At 35.9% G+C, this 22,485-nt stretch carries 19 protein-coding genes and 3 pseudogenes; 5 read left to right on the top strand and 17 right to left on the bottom strand.

The window, feature by feature from the left end; all coding sequences use genetic code 11:
• Position 1: 1 nt before the first annotated feature.
• From BOQ64_RS19360 to BOQ64_RS19315, 11 genes and pseudogenes are all read right to left on the bottom strand, one after another.
• Positions 2-580 carry a TMEM175 family protein gene (locus BOQ64_RS19360; protein ID WP_129058986.1) on the bottom strand — a complete coding sequence of 193 codons (579 nt, stop codon included), beginning with the start codon at positions 578-580 and terminating at the stop codon, positions 2-4.
• Positions 573-1,112 carry an NADPH-dependent FMN reductase gene (locus tag BOQ64_RS19355; protein WP_129058987.1) on the bottom strand — a complete coding sequence of 180 codons (540 nt, stop codon included), beginning with the start codon at positions 1,110-1,112 and terminating at the stop codon, positions 573-575. The genes BOQ64_RS19360 and BOQ64_RS19355 overlap by 8 nt, the downstream gene beginning before the upstream one ends.
• Before the next feature lie 20 nt (positions 1,113-1,132).
• The gene (locus BOQ64_RS19350) at positions 1,133-2,032 is read right to left on the bottom strand and encodes a pirin family protein (protein WP_129058988.1); all 900 of its coding nucleotides are present in this window, start codon (positions 2,030-2,032) and stop codon (positions 1,133-1,135) included.
• 48 nt (positions 2,033-2,080) lie between these two features.
• Positions 2,081-2,392: a GNAT family N-acetyltransferase gene (locus tag BOQ64_RS19345; protein WP_129058989.1), complete on the bottom strand. Its 312-nt coding sequence runs from the start codon at positions 2,390-2,392 to the stop codon at positions 2,081-2,083.
• 238 nt (positions 2,393-2,630) lie between these two features.
• Positions 2,631-3,506, bottom strand: a complete 876-nt coding sequence (locus BOQ64_RS19340; RefSeq protein ID WP_129058990.1) for a pirin family protein — start codon at positions 3,504-3,506, stop codon at positions 2,631-2,633.
• Between the two features lie 126 nt (positions 3,507-3,632).
• A complete protein-coding gene (locus BOQ64_RS19335; RefSeq protein ID WP_129058991.1) occupies positions 3,633-5,036 on the bottom strand; it encodes an MFS transporter in 1,404 nt (467 codons plus the stop codon).
• A gap of 141 nt (positions 5,037-5,177) precedes the next feature.
• Positions 5,178-5,990, bottom strand: coding sequence for a hypothetical protein (locus BOQ64_RS19330; protein WP_129058992.1), 813 nt, complete (start codon positions 5,988-5,990; stop codon positions 5,178-5,180).
• Between the two features lie 325 nt (positions 5,991-6,315).
• A complete protein-coding gene (asnB, locus tag BOQ64_RS19325) occupies positions 6,316-7,983 on the bottom strand; it encodes an asparagine synthase B (protein ID WP_129058993.1) in 1,668 nt (555 codons plus the stop codon).
• A 319-nt stretch (positions 7,984-8,302) separates the two neighbouring features.
• On the bottom strand, positions 8,303-8,725 hold the full coding sequence (locus BOQ64_RS24955) for a peptide-N-glycosidase F-related protein (RefSeq protein WP_410494861.1): 423 nt from the start codon (positions 8,723-8,725) through the stop codon (positions 8,303-8,305).
• Between the two features lie 156 nt (positions 8,726-8,881).
• Positions 8,882-9,969, bottom strand: a pseudogene (locus tag BOQ64_RS24950) (GLPGLI family protein); the annotation flags it as partial.
• Positions 9,970-10,160: 191 nt separating this feature from the next.
• Positions 10,161-11,365: pseudogene (locus BOQ64_RS19315) on the bottom strand (RsmB/NOP family class I SAM-dependent RNA methyltransferase).
• 446 nt (positions 11,366-11,811) lie between these two features.
• Between BOQ64_RS19315 and BOQ64_RS19310 the strand changes: the two are divergent.
• Positions 11,812-12,156, top strand: a complete 345-nt coding sequence (locus BOQ64_RS19310; RefSeq protein ID WP_027373877.1) for a zinc ribbon domain-containing protein YjdM — start codon at positions 11,812-11,814, stop codon at positions 12,154-12,156.
• 322 nt (positions 12,157-12,478) lie between these two features.
• Here the strand turns inward: BOQ64_RS19310 and BOQ64_RS19305 are convergent, their stop codons facing one another.
• Positions 12,479-13,414, bottom strand: a complete 936-nt coding sequence (locus tag BOQ64_RS19305) for a sulfate/molybdate ABC transporter ATP-binding protein (RefSeq protein WP_129058994.1) — start codon at positions 13,412-13,414, stop codon at positions 12,479-12,481.
• Positions 13,415-13,489: 75 nt separating this feature from the next.
• On the opposite strand from BOQ64_RS19305, the gene BOQ64_RS19300 reads away from it, so the two are divergent.
• Together BOQ64_RS19300 and pheS are read left to right on the top strand one after the other, a co-directional pair.
• Positions 13,490-14,149 carry a YceI family protein gene (locus BOQ64_RS19300; RefSeq protein WP_129058995.1) on the top strand — a complete coding sequence of 220 codons (660 nt, stop codon included), beginning with the start codon at positions 13,490-13,492 and terminating at the stop codon, positions 14,147-14,149.
• A 127-nt stretch (positions 14,150-14,276) separates the two neighbouring features.
• Complete coding sequence (gene pheS / locus BOQ64_RS19295; RefSeq protein WP_129058996.1) at positions 14,277-15,287, top strand: phenylalanine--tRNA ligase subunit alpha; 1,011 nt, start codon at positions 14,277-14,279, stop codon at positions 15,285-15,287.
• 269 nt (positions 15,288-15,556) lie between these two features.
• Here pheS and BOQ64_RS19290 read toward each other — a convergent pair whose 3' ends face one another.
• Positions 15,557-16,327 carry a DUF3108 domain-containing protein gene (locus tag BOQ64_RS19290; RefSeq protein WP_129058997.1) on the bottom strand — a complete coding sequence of 257 codons (771 nt, stop codon included), beginning with the start codon at positions 16,325-16,327 and terminating at the stop codon, positions 15,557-15,559.
• A 151-nt stretch (positions 16,328-16,478) separates the two neighbouring features.
• Here BOQ64_RS19290 and BOQ64_RS19285 point away from each other — a divergent pair, with 151 nt between their 5' ends.
• Positions 16,479-17,534 carry an NAD(P)/FAD-dependent oxidoreductase gene (locus BOQ64_RS19285; RefSeq protein WP_129058998.1) on the top strand — a complete coding sequence of 352 codons (1,056 nt, stop codon included), beginning with the start codon at positions 16,479-16,481 and terminating at the stop codon, positions 17,532-17,534.
• Between the two features lie 12 nt (positions 17,535-17,546).
• Positions 17,547-17,876, top strand: coding sequence for a 2Fe-2S iron-sulfur cluster-binding protein (locus BOQ64_RS19280; RefSeq protein ID WP_045493683.1), 330 nt, complete (start codon positions 17,547-17,549; stop codon positions 17,874-17,876).
• A gap of 75 nt (positions 17,877-17,951) precedes the next feature.
• Here the strand turns inward: BOQ64_RS19280 and BOQ64_RS24205 are convergent, their stop codons facing one another.
• From BOQ64_RS24205 to BOQ64_RS19265, 4 genes and pseudogenes are all read right to left on the bottom strand, one after another.
• Positions 17,952-18,683 (bottom strand): prolyl oligopeptidase family serine peptidase, encoded by a 732-nt coding sequence (locus BOQ64_RS24205; RefSeq protein WP_228448488.1) that lies wholly within the window; start codon positions 18,681-18,683, stop codon positions 17,952-17,954.
• 192 nt (positions 18,684-18,875) lie between these two features.
• Positions 18,876-20,101, bottom strand: a pseudogene (locus BOQ64_RS24200) (S9 family peptidase); the annotation flags it as partial.
• Positions 20,102-20,233: 132 nt separating this feature from the next.
• Positions 20,234-20,815: a TIGR00730 family Rossman fold protein gene (locus BOQ64_RS19270; protein ID WP_129058999.1), complete on the bottom strand. Its 582-nt coding sequence runs from the start codon at positions 20,813-20,815 to the stop codon at positions 20,234-20,236.
• A 188-nt stretch (positions 20,816-21,003) separates the two neighbouring features.
• The gene (locus BOQ64_RS19265; protein ID WP_129059000.1) at positions 21,004-22,446 is read right to left on the bottom strand and encodes an aminoacyl-histidine dipeptidase; all 1,443 of its coding nucleotides are present in this window, start codon (positions 22,444-22,446) and stop codon (positions 21,004-21,006) included.
• Between the last annotated feature and the right edge of the window lie 39 nt (positions 22,447-22,485).

Raw genomic sequence — 22,485 nt, 5'->3', positions numbered from 1 at the left:
ATTAATTGTCTTTTAATGATTTTTCGATTCTTCTGTCCGGAATCAGCCATATAAGAGCCACTATATAATAAAAACCTATGGCAATATAAGGATAAAAAAATGAAGTAGCGATTCCCAGAATATAAAATATAATTGATATATTCTCTTTGTACTTTGAATGTATAGCCTCTTTCAGTGTTGAATTTTCACCTTCACACCGGATAATAACATTTTCCAGAATGCTGTAGGCGATCGCGCATAATACGAGGATAATTCCATAGGTTGCGACCGGATTTTCTGCAAAACCTGTATTGCCGATCCATTCGGTAGCAATAGGCATCATAGAGAGCCAGAATAACAGATGAAGGTTAGCCCAAAGAATACTTCCGTTTACCTTTTTTACTGCCTGAAACATATGATGATGGTTATTCCAGTAAATTCCTACATAAATGAAACTGAAAATATAGGCTAAAAATTTAGGCAGAAGAGGTTTGAGACTAGCCCAGCTGCTTCCTTCAGGTACTTTAAGTTCAAGAACCATGATCGTAATGATAATCGCCAGAACTCCATCACTGAAGGCTTCAAGTCTTCCTTTAGTCATTGGTTTTAATTATATTTTTAAAATTTTCAATCTTCGTTTTCAACTCACTCAGCATATCAGGATTAATAACTCCGCTTTCAAGATCAAAATTCTCATAGAACTTGGATAATGAAAACGTTTCTTTGATATCTGCAGCAAATTGAGGAAAGAATGTTTTAGCGGTATTCATTACATTTCCGCCACCATAGCCTCCCGGAGAAGTACTCATCAGAAGCATAGGCTTGTTCTGAAATACCTTCACATTAATCCTTGATGCCCAATCGAAAACGTTTTTGAATGCAGCACTGTAAGATCTGTTGTGTTCTGCAAGAGAACAGATGATCACATCACATTCTTCAATGAGCTTTAAAAAATGATGGGCTTCATCCGGAAATCCTTTCTTTTCAAGGTCTACAGAGAAAACAGGCATGGTGAAGTCATTCAAATCAATAAGATTGATCTCTTCATTTTGAAAATCTTTTAAAACAAACTTTACCAGTTCCCTGTTAATAGAAGTTGAAGAATTACTTCCTGCAAATGCTAATATTTTCATGGTTTCTTTATCTGATGAAATTATTTTCTGTTTAAAATTGCCTTCGGTAGGTGAACATATTCCTGGTCATCACCCGGAACCAAAGGGAATGCCTCATGATTCTGATCATTCCAGTTTATTTTGGCCTGATCGATCATTTCCTTGTCTGAATTCACGAAGTTCCAGAAAATAAAACGTTCCTCATCAAAAGGTTCGCCACCGAAAAGATATACTGTGCCGTTTTCACTCATATCAAACTCACAAAGCTTGGTATCTTTTGCGATCATAAGCTGTTTGGAGCCATATGAGTTACCATCTGTAGTCACTGTTCCATCCAGAACATACATCGCAGCTTCTCCATAAAGATCTTTTCCAATGCTGATTTTCTTAGCCTCTTTGGTTTTGATCTCGATGAAAAATAATTTACTGTGTACCGGAACAGGAGAGGTTTTACCAAATGCTTCTCCGGCAATTAATTTATACTGAATTCCATCTTCCTCCCAAACCGGAATTTCATCTGCTTCAATATGATGAAAAGTAGGTTCAGACTGTTCAAGATGTTTAGGAAGACCTACCCAGATCTGGAATCCGTGAAGTCTTTTATCGCTGTGTCTTAAATATTCCGGAGTTCTTTCAGAATGTACTACACCTTTTCCGGCAGTCATCCAGTTAACAGCTCCCGGTTTGATCTCAAGAGCGCTTCCGATACTGTCTCTGTGGAAAATAGAGCCTTCAAGCAGATAAGTCAACGTAGATAATCCGATATGCGGATGGGGTGGAACATCAAGGTTTTGATAATCCTTTAATTCCGAAGGTCCCATGTGGTCTATAAAAACGAAAGGCCCCACAGCTCTTTTTTCACGGAACGGCAGAAGTCTTCCTACCAGAAAATTTCCGATATCTGCTGATTTTTCCTCGATGATAAGTCCAATATTTGACATAATGATGTAATGCTTTTAATGTTTGTTTAAATAAATAGTGATGAAAATTTACAGTTTATCGTACCCGTCAAATTTTTCATCCACAATACGTTTCCACTCAGGATGCTTTTTGATATAAGCAAAAACATACGGACAGAACGGAAGAAGTTTTTTGCCGCTTTCTTCAATATAGTTCAGTGTTTTTTCCACTACCGCAGTGGCTGCTCCTGTTCCTCCAAGTTCAGGATCCGCTTCTGTGTGTATCAAAGCGATTTGGTGAGTCGTTTCGCGATAGTCAATGAAGGCATGATGTCCGTTCACTTCTATTTCAAATCTTTTGTCAGTTTTTACAAGAGGTATGTTTTCAAATTCCGGTTTCATAATTTTTTGTATTAAAAGTTTATTAAAGATCTCGGTTGGAAGAGATTAATATTCTTTGCTTTATAAAAGAAATGCAGTTGAGAAAACAAACCTTATAAGCTTCCAGAACCTATAAGGTTTATATCCTCAAACATTACTTAACTTAACATTAATCTTTAGACTCCAACCCGATATAATGATATATAAAGTTAGTAAAAAAGAGATGATTTAAGATTAAGGAAAATTTAATTCTATCCTTTTAATCTTCAAGATACCCGAATTTTCCGGTATTGAAATCCTCAAATGCCTGCATGATTTCCTCTCTGGTATTCATTACAAAAGGACCATGAGGGAAGATAGGCTCGTTAATTGGTTCTCCACTGATGATTAAAACAACTGAGTCTTCCTGTGCTTCGATAGTGAAGCTTTCTCCTTCGTTTTTAAACAGAGCAAAATGATCTGCTTTCACATGTTCTTCTTCATTGATGGTAATACTTCCTTCAATCACCAAAGCTGCTGTATTAAAGTGAGCAGGAAAATTAAATTCTGCTTTTCCACCTGCTTTAAGCTTGGCATTCATCATGTGAATAGGAGTGAAGGTAAATGCAGGACCTTTGTGCCCGTCAAATTCTCCGGCGATAACTTCTACATGTCCATTTTCTCCAAGGTCTGCTTTTTCCATTTTAGAATTTTCAATGGCCTGGTATTTTGGATTACTCATTTTATCTTTTGCAGGAAGGTTTACCCAAAGTTGTACCATCTGGAAAATTCCACCTTCTTTAGCCCATTCTGTTTCGTGATATTCTTTGTGTAGAACTCCTTTAGCAGCTGTCATCCACTGTACATCACCTTCTCCAATGATACCTCCGCCGCCTGCGCTGTCGTGATGTTCTACTTTTCCGTTATAGGCTATGGTTACTGTTTCAAAACCTCTGTGTGGATGAACTCCCACACCTCTTGGTCTTTCAGAACCATTGAAATGAAATTTTGAGTTATAATCAAGCATAATGAACGGATCCATTCTTTTCATATCCAAGCCATGTACGCCCGGAATAAAATTATGCACTCTAAAACCGTCACCTACAAAGTGTGCAGGTCTTGGAGATGCTACCATTTCTACTTTTTTAGTTGCCATAATATTGTTGATTTTATGTAAACAAAATTACCATACTTATAAGGCAGATGCATTGATCTGTGATAAGTTCGTATTGGAGTAGAAGGGTAGTGTGTAAAAATGAGAAGAAAATAGACGGAGCTTTAATTATTCTTCTTTGGACTTCATATTCTTTCCATCTGAAATGTGCAGCCTTCTAAACACGAATCCTGATAAGATCGTTAATATTCCTACTGTAAGGAAAGTATACCGGAAAGCATTATGCGTTTCGCCCTGGATGAGGTCTGAGTTTTCAAATATTTTTAAAACAATTAATCCAAAAGCAATCCCAAAACCGATGGCGAGCTGTTGGTTAACGGATATTAATGAATTACCACTGCTGGTCTGGAAATTCCGAAGATCCGCAATGGAAATCGTATTCATAGAAGTAAACTGAATAGAGTTGAAAAATCCCAATACCGCAATAATAGGAACAAACCAATATAATGAAGTGTGGATATCAGGAATCGCAAGCATACAGATCAAAGTTCCGATAATAAAAGTATTGACCATTAATGTTTGTCGATACCCATATTTATCCAGAATTTTAATAACGGATGATTTCCCGAATATTGCAGTTAGGGCCATGGGAGCAATAATCCATCCTGAAGTTACGGCAGACTGTTTATAAGCAATCTGGATCATCAGCGGAAGAAGTAAAGGAACAGAGCTGATCCCAAGTCTCGTGGCTAAGTTTCCTACAATTCCCACACGGAAAGTTCTTACCTGAAACAAGTTTAAAGGGAAAATAGGGTGTCCTTCTTTTTTAGCGTGTTTATAGTAATAGTACAGAAACAGAAATCCCATAATAAATACAATGAGAACTGGTGTTATATTCTGCATGTTTCCAAAAAGTTCTAAAGAAATAGAAAGTAGGAGAGATGCTGCGGCAAAGATTAAAAATCCTTTAAAGTCAAAATCTACATCATCAGATTTATAGTCGGGCATGAACTTTAATCCTAAAATAATTCCTAAGAAACCGATAGGAATATTAATCAGAAATATCCAGTGCCAGGAAAGATAATCTACCATATAACCTCCTACCAACGGCCCTAGAACAGGTCCGATGAGTGCAGGGATAATGGCAAAGTTCATCGCTTTCAGCAATTCATTTTTATCGAAGGTTTTAATGAGTGCTAATTTCCCAACGGGAGTCATCAAACTTCCGCCAACGCCCTGAATAACCCTTGAAATAACAAGATGGGTAAGGTTTTGGGATAATGAACAGAACAAAGAACCCAAACTGAATAATATCAACGAGAAAATAAATACTTTCTTGGTTCCGAAACGGTCTGCCAAAAATCCACTTGCAGGCATAAAAACGGCTAATGTCAATACATAGCTGATGATGGCATTCTGCATATTCAATGGAGATTCATGAAGATCCTTGGCAATAGATGGGAGAGAAGTATTCAGAATAGTTGAATCCAGCATTTGCATAAAAATAGCAGTAGCCAGAATCAAGGGGAGAATTTTCTTTATGGATGTCTGTTGAGGGCTTGTTTCTGTCATTTTGTATAGGCTGGAATATTCAAAAACATCCAGACTTATTTTATTTGAAGAAAAGTGCTTGCTTTAAGCAGTTTGATTCTTAGATGAAGAAATCCATATAAAATTAAAAAAGTCCTGCGATATATCACAGGACTTTTTAATTTATTTTTTAGTCTTTTCTACTCCTTTCCATTCGTCACCTGCTTTTCTATACTGGCTTAATGTGAAATTTTTGAAATCCTTTGTTTTGTATTCAATATTATCTGTATTCTGCTCGAAAGGCATGATGTAATAATATTCTATATCCGTTTTATCTGTTTTGTTTCCTTTTTTTACAGTAGGAACATATTTTGAAAACTTATAGCTTGGAAGATACTGTCTTAATCTTGTGTAGAATGATTTGTCATCTTTTTCACTAGGAATAATGTCTACAATATTAAGATCGTCCTTTTTCTTATCAACCCAAAGATAATAGGTCTTTTCTTCACCTAAATTTCTGTTGAAAGAGTTGAAGGCAAACAATTCTTTAGGAACCAGTTCTTTAATTTTTTCGGGATCAACCTTAGTGTAAAACTGTCCTTTTGACGGATCTACATATGTTTCAAGGTTGTACATTAATACAGAATTGTTCTCGAAATTTTTGTTTTTGAAGTATTGATTTAAAGATAGTTCTGCAGTAGCTCTAAGCTCTTTATCTCTTTTATCCAGTTTTTTTGTAGGATTCTGAGGGTTTACGTATTTTACAAATTCATACAGTACTACAGGCTTTATATCCTTAAGGTGAGGATAAGTCTTAAGTTGCTCAGCTTTTACCAGCCAGTAAAACTGTTGGTAATAATCATCCTTATCAGCATCTTTCACGCTTTTATAAGCTAAAGCAAGCTTTTTTGAGTTCAGATATTTGCCATATTTTCCCTGTCCAAAAGCAAAACTGATGGATAATAAGGCAAATAAAACAGTAAGGTTTCTTCTCATTTTTTATAATTGATATTTTCGTTTTCCAAATATAATTATTTATTAGATATTATTTTTGATTGTCAGTTAAATTATGCCATATTGTTGTTGTTAATTCAAAAAATAATCCCGTATTGCTACAGGATTAATAAATTATTACGAAAAAAGGGTATAAAGGGTATAATTTAATGATGATAACTGTCAGTAGTCAATTTTGCTTCGCCAGTGAATCGTGAATAAATTAAGTATTACGATAACTTTAAACCATGAACTTTAAACTTTGAACATTTAAATTAATCATTCACATTCACTCTACCGTTCAGTTTTCATCCCGCACCTCGTACCTCTAATATGATGTCTCATGCACCTTCACCGCTCTTCCACTTGGGTCGTTCATTTTTTTGAAAGCTTCGTCCCATTCTAGGGCGATAGGGGTGGAGCAGGCAACAGATGGAACAGATGGAACCGTTGCAGCTGCAGTTTCACTTGGGAAGTGCTCTTCAAAAATTGTTCTGTATCTGTATTCCTCTTTGTTTTGTGGAGTGTTTAACGGGAATCTGAATCTTGCGTTAGTCATCATCTCATCTGTAACTTCTTTCTCAGCTACTTCTTTTAAAGTATCAATCCATGAATATCCCACACCATCTGAGAACTGTTCTTTTTGTCTCCATGCAATAGAAGCAGGAAGAATATCTTCAAAAGCTTTTCTTAATACCCATTTTTCAATTTTCCCTTCAGATACGTTAATCATTTTATCTTGTGGGTTAAGGGTCATCGCGATATCCATAAACTCTTTGTCAAGGAAAGGAACTCTTCCTTCTATTCCCCAGCTCATTAATGCTTTGTTCGCTCTTAAACAGTCATACAGGTGAAGTTTTCCAAGTTTTCTTACCGTTTCATCGTGGAATTCTTTAGCATTTGGAGCTTTATGGAAATACAGGTAGCCACCGAACAGTTCATCAGAACCTTCTCCGGATAGAACCATTTTAATCCCCATGGATTTGATCACTCTTGCTAAAAGATACATTGGGGTGGAAGCTCTGATCGTTGTTACATCATAAGTTTCCAGGTGATAAATTACATCACGTATAGCATCCAGCCCTTCCTGAACTGTAAAGTTAACTTCATGATGAACAGATCCGATATGTTCTGCTGCTTTTTGTGCTGCCGCTAAGTCCGGAGATCCTACAAGACCTACAGCAAAACTGTGTAATCTTGGGTACCATGCTTCCTGAGTGTCTCCACTTTCAATTCTCTGTCTTGCAAATTTTGCTGTAATGGCTGAAATAACAGACGAGTCTAAACCACCGGAAAGTAATACGCCGTAAGGTACATCGCTCATCAGCTGTCTGTGAACAGCATCTTCTAGACCTTTTCTTAGCTTATCAATATCTGTTTTGTTGTCTTTTACATGGTCAAAACTTTCCCATTCTCTGCTATACCATTGCTGAAGATCACTTCCATCTTTGCTGTATACCAAATGTCCGGGTAAGAACGTTTCAATCTTTTTGCATATCCCTTCTAAGGCTTTTAATTCAGAGGCTACATAATAGTTTCCGTTTTTATCCCATCCCTGATACAGAGGGCAGATTCCCATATGGTCACGGGCAATCAGGTAGACTTCATTTTCAGTGTCGTATAATGCAAATGCGAAAATACCATTCAGTTTTTCCACAAAGTCTTTTCCATATTTTCTGTAAAGAGCCAGAATCACCTCACAATCAGATTGAGTCTGAAACTCATAATCAGGAAATTCTTCTTTTAATTCTCTGTGGTTGTAGATTTCACCGTTTACGGCTAATACTACTTTTCCGTCTTTTGTAAATAGAGGCTGCTTTCCGGAAGTTGGATCTACAATGGCAAGTCTTTCATGAGAGAAAACTACTTTTTCATCCTGAAACACTCCACTCCAATCCGGTCCTCTGTGACGGATCTTTTTTGACATTTCCAAAACCTGAGGTCTTAATAGCTCAGTTTTTTGCTTGGCATCGAATAAACATACAATTCCACACATAATTTTATTATTTATGAGACAAAAGTAAAAGGGATGTTTATAAATAACAATGAAAAATTAGTATAAGTTAATAATTTTAATTAAATAATTTATTTAAAAGAAAAATATTAACTATTTAGAAGGATTAATATGTTTTTGATTAATTTTTTTCGTTGGGCTCAAATTAGTGTATCCTCTATACAAAATAAAAATGACATATTTCTTAATATATGATAATTTATTATGCGAATTTTAGCCCTTACTTTGTGGCTCGAAATAATTTTTTTTCATCATTTGTGTTTTTACCTTCTTGCAATTCTCATGCAAGAAGGTTTTGTTTTTATAGGGTTCCAAGTAATGTTCCAGAAACATTCCATGAGCTGAAACTTGTTCCTTCTGTAGGTCCTTGCGGAATTTTTATCTGTATGGTGTGTTTTCCGGCTTTCAAATCTCCAAGAGGAATGAAATTAGGATTGGTAACTGTTCCCGGGCACCAGTTTGATCTGCTGAGGTCTGAGGATGAAAGCCCGTCCTGGAAGTTTCCTGAAGCCGGATTGTATAAACGATAGGAACCACAGTCTGTTCTCCAAGGCACAAATGAAAATGTAGAATTTCCATCTACAAAAATAGAATTGGCTTTCGGAACAAACTCATCTCCGTTTTCCCAACCACCGTGTCCTGTTGTGGTATATCTTAGCTGTGCGTTTTTCAGATCTTTATCTAAATTGAAAGTAACAAGAAGTCCTTTGTCCTGGTTGAACATTGTAGAATAGTCCTGTCCCGCCATTTCCATGATGTTTAAAGTATTGAATAAAGGAATAGCTGTATTGTTTTTATTTACTGTCTGGTCGCTTTTATGAATAGTAATATCAAGGCTTACTTTATGTCCGCCTTTATCATAGTTGCCAATAAAGGTACCTATCCAAAGCTCTTTTCCCGATAAGGAAGGTTTCAGTTCTGTAATGTCCTGTCGATAAGGAGTAACGGTCTGCCAGGTTTTTCCTTTAAGCTGAATATGATTGAATTTCTGTGTGCCAAAAGCGGTAAAGAATCTCATCATTTCCACGGCAGGGCTGTACTGTTCGGTAGCGGTTATTCCATAATACTGTTTTCCGTTTCCATTTTCGTAGAGTGGAAGTGTTTTAGCTCCTTTTTCCAATCCGTCGAAAAAAGACTTTTCTTTATCCTGTGGAATAAAAAAAACGGTTCCGGTTCTGTCATAGGCATCTCCATTGGACTGTTGTTTCAGTTCTACGAAAATATTTTCCCCTTCTGTGATATTGGGGAACTTTACTTTTTTAAGAATGATGGTTCCGTTGGCGTATCTTTTTATCTGATCGTCAGATTTTGAAGCATCAGAAAAGTTGATGATTTCGTTTTCAAAAACATTCAAAGTAGTAAATCTGCTTCTCCAAAGTAAATCTTTGTATCCCAGTTGATCTGTTGTCTGTATGTTTCCTTTTAAAATGTTTTCAATTCCGGTATTCTTTATCTTTTTAATGGATCCGGCTGTTATTAAAGAATTTTTATTTCTTTCCACTTCCAGAACTAACCCTAAATTTTGTCCCAAAGCAGATGGCCCGCCTTTTAAGCTCAGATCATTGGTGTACCAGATTTCAATGGTATTTGAATTGACTTTTGTAATTGCTTTTTTACAGGTATATCCTAAGATTTTTTTGTTTCATTGGTGAGTTCAAAATCCTGTTTTCCTACAGATTCAGTATCGGATGATGAAATAATTGAGCCCGGTTTTAAAAAAGCGTAAGAAACAATAGTATTGGATGGTCTTTCTACTTTAGTGATCTCATAAGGATAGCTGCTCCTCTGTTCTTTGATGGTGTTATTGAGGATGAAATTTTCTTTTTCATTGACCCAAACGATGGTAGAAGGCTGATCAGTTATTTTTTTTCCGTTATAAGAGCTGATGTATTGAATCTCATATGTCTGTGCAGAAAACAAACAGTATAAAAAAATCGCCAGAAAATTGAAAACAATTCTTTTTTGCATAAATAAATGAATTTGCTGTAAAGTTATTGTAAACTTTTTACAGCATCAAAACGGTTTAATCTATACAGTTAGTAGACAATATGTTTGAAATGTTACAAAAATTGTTACATTTTTTCAGAAAAGGGAAAATAAAAAAAAACTACTCCGGAAAATAGAGTAGTTTTTTATTTATTGATGTATTGTAGAGTGAATTAAGAAACTCTTTCAATCAATGCCATATAGAATCCGTCGTATCCCTCGCTAGGCATTACCTTTTCATCCTTAATCATTTTGAATCCAGGGTTGTTTTTAATGAATTCATCTACCTGAAGGTTGTTTTCAGAAGGTAGTATAGAACATGTAGCATACACCATTTTTCCTCCTTTTTTAAGCATTTTAGAATAATCCTGAAGAATCTGCTGTTGTTCTTTTTTGATTCTGTCAATGAAGTCCTGATCGATTTTCCACTTGCTGTCCGGGTTTCTTTTCAAAACTCCAAGACCTGAACATGGAGCGTCAATCAATAGCCTGTCTACTTTATCATGAAGACGCTTGATCACCTTGTTGTCAGAGATCATACGGGTTTCAATATTGTGAGCTCCGGCTCTTTTAGCACGACGCTTTAATTCTGCCAGTTTCCATTCGAAAATATCTAAAGCTACAATCTGACCTTTGTTTTGCATTAATGCTGCCAGGTGAAGTGTTTTTCCTCCAGCACCAGCACATGCGTCTACTACTCTCTGTCCTTCTTTTACATCAAGGAAATATCCGATCTTCTGAGAAGAAGCATCCTGAACTTCAAATAATCCTTCTTTAAAAGCTGTAGTAAGGAAAACATTCTTTTTCTCTTCCAACTGCACTGCATCAGGATAGTTTTTGATAGGAAAGGATACAACACCTTCGTCTGAAAGGTCAGAAATAAGTTCCTTTGTGGTAGTTTTTAAGGTGTTTGTTCTTAAAACAGTAGGAGCTTGCTCATTTAGTGCCAGCATTTCTCTTTCCCATTTAGCTCCCAATTCTTTTTCTAACGTTTCTGCTAACCAGTCCGGAATAGAATATTCTATTGCTTTTGTAGGAACGGTATTCTTTTTAAGCTTGGTAAGAATGTCGGCAATTTTGATTCCGTCAAACTCCTCAAACTTTTTATAATTGGTCTTACTCCAAAGAAGGTAAGCAATGATAAGTTTATAAATATTATTAGGTTTCACCCCTTCGCCCATATAATACTCAAGGCGTTTTTTCCAACGGATGATATTGTAGAAAATCTCAGAAACAACGGCTCTGTCCTGGCTTCCCCATTTTCTGTTTGCCTTTAAAAGTCTTTCAATAACTTTATCGGCATATTTGTTTTTTCAAAAAATGTCTCCTGTAAGGCATCGTGAATTCCGATCGCCAAGTTTCTGTGAATAAGTTCCATAAGTTTGCTTCGCTGTTTGAATCTGCAAAAATACGAATTAAAGTTGAGAGTTGAAGATTGTGTTGGAGAGTTTGGCTATTAGAGGGTTTTAGGGTTGGAGTGAATGGTGAATAGTCAATTTGCTGCGTTTGTTAATTTTTTAATGATAGAAATAAGTTTTAATACTGAATTTGTAAAGACTTATCTTAATATTCACATTTTTTAGTTGGTTAAGATACCTTTTTATTTAGTGACGAATGAGCCCTTGTTTTTGCTTAAATGAAAAATCTTTACAAATAAAATATCTATGTTTATCAATATCTTTCATTTTCTTTACATTTAGCTTAATTAATTTTATTTAATTCACTTGTTGGTGTAAAAACTAAGTCAGCTTATTATCTGCTATACTGGGTTTTACCTCTTGACTTCAACCTTGAAAAAGCCCTACCTTTGCAAAAAATTAAAATATGAGTGATACAGTACTTTGTCCGAAATGCAGCTCCGAGTTTACTTACCCGAGTGATAACATGATGGTATGTTCTCAGTGTTTCTACGAATGGAATCCTGAAGAAGCAGCTTCTGAAGCAGCAAACGAAGGGAAAATATTGGACTCTAACGGAAATGAACTTCAGGATGGAGATTCTGTAGTAGTAGTAAAAGATCTTCCTGTAAAAGGAGCACCAAAACCGGTAAAAGCTGGAACTAAAGTGAAAAATATCCGTTTAAGACCGGGAAGTGATCACAATATCGATTGTAAGATTGATGGTTTCGGAGCAATGGCTTTAAAGTCGGAATTTGTGAAGAAAGCATAATTACAATTCACTTTTGATATGGACCGAAGCCCATAAAAAAGGAAAAAATTGGACAGTGTAATCTTTCAAAGACTTAATTGCAAGATTGCTAATGTCCGTCTAAAAGGCAGAAAGAGAAATAACCAATAATTTCCTTATGCTGTGGAAATACAAATGTAAGAAAAAGTTTAATACCTGATTCTTATGTTTGTATTTTTTTTATTGATAAGTGTAAGGAAACGTATAAGTTATGTGTTTTTTATCGATGGCTTATGAAGGCTATGGAAGTTGGGATGATTAGGGCTGAAACATTAGGTGTTTTGCTGTTTCAGTTCTCTTCAATTTAAATGAATGAGATATTAACTGAATCATGTAGTTTATCATCAGTATACATCACCAGTTCCTTATTTCTTGTTTTAATTTTATTCCAGTAATAATTTCCTGCAAATCTACTTTCCAGAACTTCTGCTTCGATTCCGTTTTCAGATACTTTTATTCCCTTTGGATAATAGAAGAATTTTGAAAGCTGGAAGTCTGCCGCTTCGGCTTCACTGAAGATATTCACTTCACCAAATAATTTGGCAACATAAGAGTTGTAAGGATTTTTGTAGGTTTCTTCCGGACTGTCATTTTGAATGAGTCTTCCATTCTGCAGAATCACAATCTGATCCAGCCATGGCATGATATCCTGAAGTTCGTGGGTAGAAATAACCAGAGAAATCTGATGTTCCTTTACATATCGGAAAAGTCTTTCTCTAAGCTCAATCTTCCTTGGAAAATCAAGGTTACTGAATGGCTCATCAAGGACCAGTAGCTTAGGCATTACAGAAAGAGCTCTTGCAATAGCTACTCTTTGCTGCTGTCCGCCACTTAGATATTTAGGAAGTATATCAGCAAATTCCTGAAGTCCCACCACTTCAAGAAGTTCCATAACAGTTTCTCTTTTCTTTTTTAAATTAATATTAGAAATAAATTTACCTACATTTTCAGCCACAGTAGCATAAGGCATCAGGTCAAAATTCTGTGCTACAAACTTCATTTCAGCTTCACCCGGAACAAGGTTTCCTTTGGGACCTAACAGTTTGGTTCCGTTAAAAAGGATATCTCCGCTTTCCCAATCAAGAAGTCCATATACCAGGCTTAAAAGAGTAGATTTTCCGCAACCGCTTTCTCCAGCCAGAGCAATAATTTTATTAGCCTCAAATCTTAAATTAAGGTTTTGAAACAGCGGTTTTTCTTTAGTGTGAGAGAAGAATAAATTGTTTATTTCTAATAGCATATTACAAATGTAAGGTTTTTATGAAAACATAATTTTTTTTATTATATTAGCGGGAGTAATAAAAATAAATCAAAAATGAGAAAAAAACTGTTTTCGTTAGCTATTCCTGCTTTATTTGTTACTGCTGTAGTGGTTTCTTGTAAAAAAGATAAACCGCTTACCAGTGAAAGTAATGAAGTGACTACAACCAAGGATGGTAACCAGTACACTTTGGATACGCTAAACAGTAAGGTTGAATGGAAAGGATACAAAGTATTTAAATCTGAGAATACGAGCCACTTTGGAACGATTAAGTTTGAAAGTGGAGATGTAACAGTGAAGGATGGAAAACTGGAAAGCGGTAAATTTGTTGCTGATATGAATTCCCTGACTTCTGTAGACTTGAAAGACAGTCCGGATGATATGGGTAAATTAAACGGTCACCTGAAAAGTGGTGATTTCTTTGAAGTAGAAAAATTCCCAACAGCTTCTTATGAAATTACAAAGGTTACTCCTGCTACAGAAGGTGATTATAATACTCTTTTGGATGGTAATTTAACGATTAAAGGAATTACAAAGCCAGTTCAGTTTAAAGCTAACGTTTCTGTGAAAGACGGAGAGGTAAGTGTAGCTACTGAGCCTAAGGATATCAAAAGAGAAGAGTTTGGCGTGAAGTTCCAGGCTCCTGCTGAAAACGGTGTGATTAAAGATGAGGTAACCCTTCAGATCAACGTTAAAGCTTTGGAAAAGAAATAATTTTTTTATTTAAGTGAAATAAGTGATTGAAGTCTGCCTCCCGAAAAAGAGGCAGATTTTTTTATGATGGACTTATTATTCAACTTAAAAGTCGTATTTTTGCAAAACATTTTGAAAGGGTAAAATAATGATAGAAAAGATAGAAGAACTACTGATCGAAGTAAACGGCTTCAATGCTACCTCTAAGGAAGATATAGAAAGCTTCCGAATCAAGTACAACGGTAAAAAAGGGGTTCTGAATGATTTTTTTGAAAAATTTAAAGAAGTTCCTAACGACCAGAAGAAAGAATTCGGACAAAAGATCAATACTTTAAAACAGGCAGTTGCAGTTAAACTGGAGGATTTAAAAAATGCTTCTGCATCATCTGTTGTGCTAGAAAAAGAAGATCTTACGAGACCTGCTTTTCCTTTGGAATTGGGCTCCAGACACCCGATCAACCTGGTTAAAAACAGAATTATTGAAATCTTTAAATCTATTGGATTTGCTGTAGCAGACGGTCCTGAGATTGAAGATGACTGGCATAACTTTACCGCATTGAACCTTCCGGAATATCACCCGGCAAGAGATATGCAGGATACTTTCTTTATTGAGCAGAATCCGGATATTCTTTTGAGAACGCATACTTCTTCTGTACAGACCCGTTTTATGGAAGAAAACCAGCCGCCAATCAGAATTTTATCTCCGGGAAGAGTATTCAGAAATGAGGCTATTTCTTCACGTTCTCACTGTATCTTCCACCAGATTGAAGGATTATATATTGATGAGAATGTAAGCTTTGCAGATTTAAAGCAGACAATCCAGTTCTTTACAACTGAGCTTTTCGGAAAATCTAAAATCAGAATGAGACCTTCTTATTTCCCATTCACTGAGCCAAGTGCTGAGATTGATGTATATTGGGGATTAAACTCAGAAACTGACTACAGAATTACAAAAGGAACAGGTTGGTTAGAAATTATGGGTTGTGGTATGGTAGACCCTGCCGTATTAAAGAATGTAAATATTGATTCTGAGAAATATTCAGGATATGCATTCGGAATGGGTATTGAAAGAATTACAATGCTTCTTTACCAAATGAGCGATATCAGAATGTTCTTTGAAAATGATATAAGAACCTTGGAGCAATTCAAGTCATTATAATAAACAAACCTCCGGAGCTCCGGAGGTTTTTGTTTTTAATTACTGACCTAAGAAACAAAACGTAATTAAAAACAGATTTTATTGAAAAATTTACACGTGTCTTGTTTCTTATGCCCATACTTCAGATACGAAAAAATGAATGAAGTATTGACCTGACAGCCTCATTGCTGCTTCTATAATAAAGACAACCGGTATTCAATATATATTACATGAGTAAATAAAAAAGCCTGTAAAATTTACAGACTTGATATTTAAAAACGAGATGATCGTTATTTGCTAAACTTTAAAGGGTATTTTACGTTTTTATAATCGTCAATACTTGCTTTAAGTGAACCTACTGCTAATTCAGCTTTCAGAAGCATCGGTAAGTGGTTGGCATCATTGGAAACCCACATTGTTACTCCTTCTTTCTCCTTAAATACTCTTCCACTCTTTACAGATGGAATAATTTTTAAACAATTAATCGTACCGAATTTTGTTTTTAAGTTCTCAGTACCTGTCACTTTAAGCTGAAAAGGAAACATTTCATCATCAATCCATACATTCATGTTGATAACGGTTCCTACTTTTAATTCCTCAGGGTTTTTGCTTCTTAAATAATAAAAACACGAAAGCATATCCTGTACGCCTTTTACTGACTTAATTACTTTTGAACCATTGGCTGGTGTTTTCTTATCCGTTAAAATTAAAGTATTATTATCATGATTGAAAGCGGTTTCAAAATGTTGACGATAGCTTCCTTCACGTACGTTTCGAACATAGTAGCTCGGTAATCCGCTGGCGCTGTCAATAAAACTTTCATAGAGGTCTTCTACTTTGAAGAAAGCCTTTACAGCACCTGTAGTTTGCCCTGTACCTTTTACATACAGATGAGGAGCTCCTTTGTAGGTCGTCTTTTTAGTGGTAAGGTTAGCGGTTCCGGCATTTAGAAAGCCATAATGGATTCTAAGAGTGATGGATTCACCGTCTGCTATATTGTCTATTTGAGCAGAGCCTAAAAAGAATATAAATACTGCAAAAAGGTTTAAAATTTTCTTCATAATATGACATTTACAAAAACGTTGCCAAATTTAATATCTTAAATAATAGATATTTGACAAATCTCAGCTTTTTATTTAGAATCAATTAAATATGCTTCGCATTAAAATTAGTAAATTTGCAGTTACATGTATAATTAAATTATCTTAAATTATGATAACCACTGATATATTGATCATAGGTGCAGGGCCTACAGGGCTTTTCGCAGTTTTTGAAGCTGGTCTTTTAAAAATGAAGTGCCATATTATTGATGCACTTCCACAACCGGGAGGGCAATTGGCAGAACTTTACCCTAAGAAACCTATTTTTGATATCCCAGGGTATCCTTCAGTGAATGCTGGAGAATTAGTGGATAATTTGATGGAGCAGATCAAGCAGTTCCAACCTGGATTCACTTTAGGTGAAACCGCTGTTTCTTATACAAAGGTTGATGATGAGTGGTTTGAGGTGGTTACCAACAAAGGTACAGTTCACAGATGTAAAGCGATTGCTATTGCAGGTGGATTGGGAACTTTTGAGCCTAGAAAACCTACGTTCGAAAATGTAGCTGAGTATGAGGAAAAAGGTCTTGAATATTTTGTTAAAGAACCTGAGCACTTCAGAAATAAAAAAGTAGTAATTGCCGGAGGTGGAGATTCTGCCCTTGACTGGAGTATCTTCCTTTCTAATGTAGCAAGTGAAGTTACTTTGATCCACAGAAGAAATGAGTTCAGAGGAGCGTTGGATTCTGTAGAGAAAGTTCAGGATCTGAAAAACGAAGGGAAAATTAAATTAATTACTCCTGCTGAAGTTACCGGGATCAGAGGTGATGGAAAAGTAGAAGCTATCACTGTACAGAAAGATGGTGAAGATGCTTTTGAAATTGAAACAGATTACTTCATTCCATTATTCGGATTAACTCCAAAATTAGGAGAGATCGGAAACTGGGGATTAAATATTGAGAAGAATGCGATTGTGGTAAACAATGCTCTTGATTATCAGACGAACATCGACGGTATTTATGCAATCGGAGATATCAATACCTATCCTGGTAAATTAAAGCTGATTCTTTGTGGTTTCCACGAGGCTACTTTAATGTGTCAGAGTGTTTATAACAGACTGAATCCTGGTAAAAAATTCGTATTAAAATATACAACCGTAAGTGGTGTAGACGGATTTGACGGAAGTCGTAAAGAAGCAGAGAAGGCTGTTGTGAAAAAAATTGACTAATTTTGCAGAATTATGTCAGATATTAATATTAAAATCACCGACAGAGAAGGTGTAACCCACGATGTTATTGCTCCAACGGATATGTCCATGAACTTAATGGAAATTATCCGTTCTTATGAATTGGCTGAAGAAGGTACTATTGGTGTATGCGGCGGAATGGCAATGTGTGCATCATGCCAGGTTTATGTAATCAATGATCCTGGTCTGGAACCAATGGGAGATGAAGAAGATGCAATGCTTGCTGAAGCTTTCCATGTGAAAGACAACAGCCGATTGGGCTGCCAGCTGCATATTGCAGATGCTATGGAAGGCCTTGAAGTGGAAATTGCTCCTTATCCTTAGAAAATATTTTTTAATCTTAATAAGAAACCCGTTCGAGTTTTTCGAACGGGTTTTGTTTTTATGAGTTCTTGACTTTTACTTCTTAGCCGGCTGAAATTTCGGGTGTCCCACCTGCCATAATGCAAAAGCAAAAATATCTGAATATTCTTTGAAGACTACATCCAGGTCACTTGTGAAATGTCCGTTTTCGTAATTAACATACAATAAAACGGGTTTCTCAGAGGCTGTACTGTTTTGTAATACTGCTGCAAATTTTGCCGGTTCCCAAGGAGTAATTCTGGAATCATTCATTCCGGTACGGACAATCACTGCCGGATATTTTACTCCCTTTTTAACCTTGCTTTGTGCATCCATTTCGATCAGACTTTTAATATCCTCAGCTTTTTTTATACTTCCTATTTCCGGAATCTGATTATCTCCATTGGCTGAGTTTTGAGAACGAAGAGCATTAGTCATCCCCACTTCCGCGATAGCCACTGCAAATAGATCCGGCCTTTCCGTAATAGCTCTTCCGATAAGAACTCCTCCCATACTGACTCCGTTACCAATTAATTTTGAAGGAGAAGTGTATTTTTGGTCAACAAGATATTCTGAACAGGCAATGAAATCTTTCCATGTATTGGGTTTTTTAGCTTTCATTCCGTCTTTATGCCAGTTTTCACCTTTTTCTCCACCTCCTCTCACATGGGCAATAGCAACTACTACACCTTGCTCAAGCAGTACAGACAGCCTGTTAGAAAAACGTGGAGTAGAAGAGATTCCGTAGCCGCCATATCCGGTGATGTAAGCAGGAGTACTGCCATCCATTTTCATGTTTTTAGGATAGATAATAGAAAGAGGAACCATAGCACCGTCGTGACTTTTTACTTCCACTTCTTTTACATCATATGATGCATAATAATCCGGGTACTTGCTTTCCCCATTGAAATATTTACTTTTAACAACTTTCCCATCCTGAGGGGTGTATTCGTAGAATGTATTCGGGGTAAGCCAGTTGCTGTTATTGCACTGCAGATGATCGTTTTCACGGGAGTTAAGAGAAGCGGAACTGTTGACTCCGTCAGGTAACGGTACCTTTTTTATTGCTAATGTTTTAAGGTCAATCTGATATTTCTCCTGAGTAATACCATTGTTTAAAGCATAAAATAAATAATTTTTAGAATTGTGTATTGATTTGATTACAGCATTACCTTCCGGAACGATGATTTTAGCATTATCAAAGTCAGGGTTGGATAGGCTTGTAAGTCCTATTTTGTAATTCGGTGCATTTTTGTGACTAAGGAAAAATAACTGATCCCCTTTAATAAAGGTTTGAGTAATATCGTCTGAAGCTTTTACAAACTGTTTCCACGTAATTTTTTTATCCTTTAGAGCAGAATAAGGAGCATAGAATAGAGGACTTTCCGATTTGGTAGAACCTATATCGAGTAAGATATATTGATAATCTTCAGAAAACTCAACCATTGGAAATTGTTCCGTTAGTATATTAATTTCGGGATTTGCTTCCCTTGATGCCAGTACAATATCCTGATCAGAATGGGTTCCTATCTTGTGCAGCATTGCTTTCATTTCTTTCAGAAGCATATTGCTGTTGGGGTCTCCGGTGCTCATCTTGGTATAAATAATAGACTGACCATCCGGGGTAAACTCAAAGTTGAACTCGCTCCAGATAGGGCTTAGTGTGTCGTCAAGTATTTTTTTGTTTGTAAGTTTAAAATCTTAATCTCACAAATCTCACCACCGGATTGTGAAAATAATAATGCTATTTTATTGCCTTTCGAATCTATTGAAAAGTTAGTGATCTGGGCATTCTTTTTATACGTTTCGGGATCAAATATCAATGTCTCTTTTCCTGTAGAAATATCTCTGGTGTACAGCTTGGAAAGTTTCTCATTCTTTTTTGTTTTAAGATAGAAATAAAGATTTCCTTTTTGTTTTGCATAGCTGTAAGAATCACCTCCCATTTCCTGAACTTGCTTCATACGGTTATAAAGAGTCTCACGATTAGGAATTTTATCAATAATAGAGTGGCTGTAGTCTGATTCGGCCTTGAACCATGTTTTTACTTCCGGATTTTTCAGGTCTTCCAGCCATTGATAATTGTCTGTAATCTTTGTTCCAAAATAATCATCCGTTACAGGTTTTTCGGGAGTTTTTGGATAATTATATTGAGCGAAACTGATCTGGCTTAATAATAATGAGCCAGTTAAAAATATATTTTTCATGGTGTTATTTCTTTTGATAGTGATAAAGTTTTAATTACAAAAATACTAAACTATGTCTAAGAAATGATGATAGAAATTTAAATAGATATATAAAAAGAGGGAATACTCTAAAAATATTCCCTCTTTTTATAATTAAACTTCTTCTTTAGAAATCCACTTTCCAACAGTAGGAGCCTGATAGTTTCTCATTTTTTCAAGCAGATCATTTATATTGTCACTGATGAGAAGCATATCCCGGTTGACAGCCTTTAAAAAGCCTTTATTTACCATGTTTTCAACTAAATTAATCAGATCATTGTAGAACCCGTCAATATTCAAAATACCGATAGGTTTTTTGTGAAGACCAAGCTGTGCCCATGTAATCATTTCGAAGAACTCTTCCAAGGTTCCATAGCCGCCGGGAAGAACGATCACACCATCACAAAGATCACTCATTTTCGTTTTTCTCTCGTGCATGGTTTCTACGATAACCAATTCGGTAAGGTTTTTATGAGCAATTTCTTTGGTTTGTAAAAAATGGGGAAGAACGCCGGTTACTTTTCCGTTTTCACTTAGGGCTCCATTGGCTATTGTTCCCATCAAACCGGTTTCCGAGCCGCCATAAATAAGCTGAATGTCTTGCTTTGCTAAAGTCTGACCAAGTAAAAATGCCTGTTCTTCATAGATTTTATCTGTACCAAAACTTGAGCCGCAGAATACTGTAATACTTTTCATATTTAAATGTTTTTCCCATTAAAGCTAAATAAGTTAGTGAAATATTCAGAGATATATTGAAATGTTACGTTCTTTTAATCTGTGAGCTATTAATTATTTTTAATGGGTTAATATTGGATGTAATGATGTAAACTAAAAATATCCAAAATCAAAAGACTTTGGATATTTAATATCGTTGTTGTAATGTTCTATTTCTGAGGAATATTCGCTAAAATATCTTTCAGGAAGCTCCAGAATTTCTGAGCAGAAGGAATGTTAGCCTTCTCATCAGGAGAGTGAGCTCCTCTGATGGTAGGTCCGAAACTTACCATTTCCATTTCAGGATAGTTAGCTCCAATGATACCACATTCTAAACCTGCGTGACAAGCTACTACATGAGGTTTCTCATTGAACTTCTCTGTATAGATTTTCTCCATGATCTGTACAATTTCAGATCCAGGTCTTGGTTTCCATCCTGGGTATGAACCACTGAATACTACATTCATTCTAGCCAATTCTGCTACAGATTTCAATTGTTCTGCTGTAGAATATTTAGAAGAGTCTACTGAAGATCTGGTAAGGTTAAGAATCTTTAATTCTCCGCCTTTTAATTCTACTCTTGCAACGTTGTTAGAGGCTTCTACAAGATCTGCTACATCAGGACTCATTCTGTAAACGCCATTGTGAAGACCTTTTAAAGTAAGGATTACTTTTTTAGAATCTGCTTCTGAAATAGCTTTGTCAGAAGATGTAGAGTTTTCAATATTAATTTGAAGACCTGCTTCTACAGATGCAAATTCTTCTAAAATTTCTGCTTTAAGAACAGTAGCTTCCTGGATGAACTCCTGAGCATTTCTTACAGAGATGATAGCAACACCTTCTCTTGGAATCGCATTTCTTAATCCACCTCCGTCAATAGAGATCAGTTCTATATTTTGGTTTTCCAATCCTTTGTAAAGAAGTCTTCCAAGGATAATGTTTGCGTTTCCGAAACCTTTATGGATATCCATTCCTGAGTGTCCACCCTGTAAACCTTTCACCTCAATTCTTACAACCTGCCCTTTTGGAGCTTCTGTTGCATAGTTTTGAGTGATGGTAACGTCAACACCTCCGGCACAGCCTATGTCAATCTCATCATCTTCTTCTGTATCAAGGTTTAATAGGATTTCTCCGGTAAGCTGACCTGGTTTTAAACCGATAGCTCCTGTCATTCCTGTTTCTTCGTCAATCGTGAACAAAGCTTCCAATGCTGGGTGAGGAATATCTGAACTTTCAAGAATAGACATAATGGTAGCTACTCCTAAACCGTTATCAGCTCCTAAAGTAGTTCCTTTTGCTTTTACCCAATCCCCATCAATTTCCATTTTGATTCCTTCTGTTTCAAAATCGAAATTAACGTCATTGTTTTTCTGGCAAACCATATCCAAATGCGACTGAAGCACAATAGATTTACGGTTTTCCATTCCTGCAGTAGCAGGTTTTTTAATAATTACGTTTCCTACTTCATCTACAGTAGTTTCTAAGCCTAGATCTTCACCAAATCCTTTGATGAAAGCAATTACTTTTTCCTCTTTTTTAGATGGTCTTGGAACTGCATTTAATTTGGAGAAGTTTTTCCAGATTATCTGCGGTTCTATGTTAGATAATGCCATTGAAATTTATTTTTCTCAAATTTACAAAATAAAAAATGC

Origin of the sequence: Chryseobacterium sp. CH25, from assembly GCF_004119455.1 — a bacterium.
Lineage (GTDB): Bacteria > Bacteroidota > Bacteroidia > Flavobacteriales > Weeksellaceae > Chryseobacterium.
This window is presented reverse-complemented; position numbering and strand designations above follow the sequence as displayed.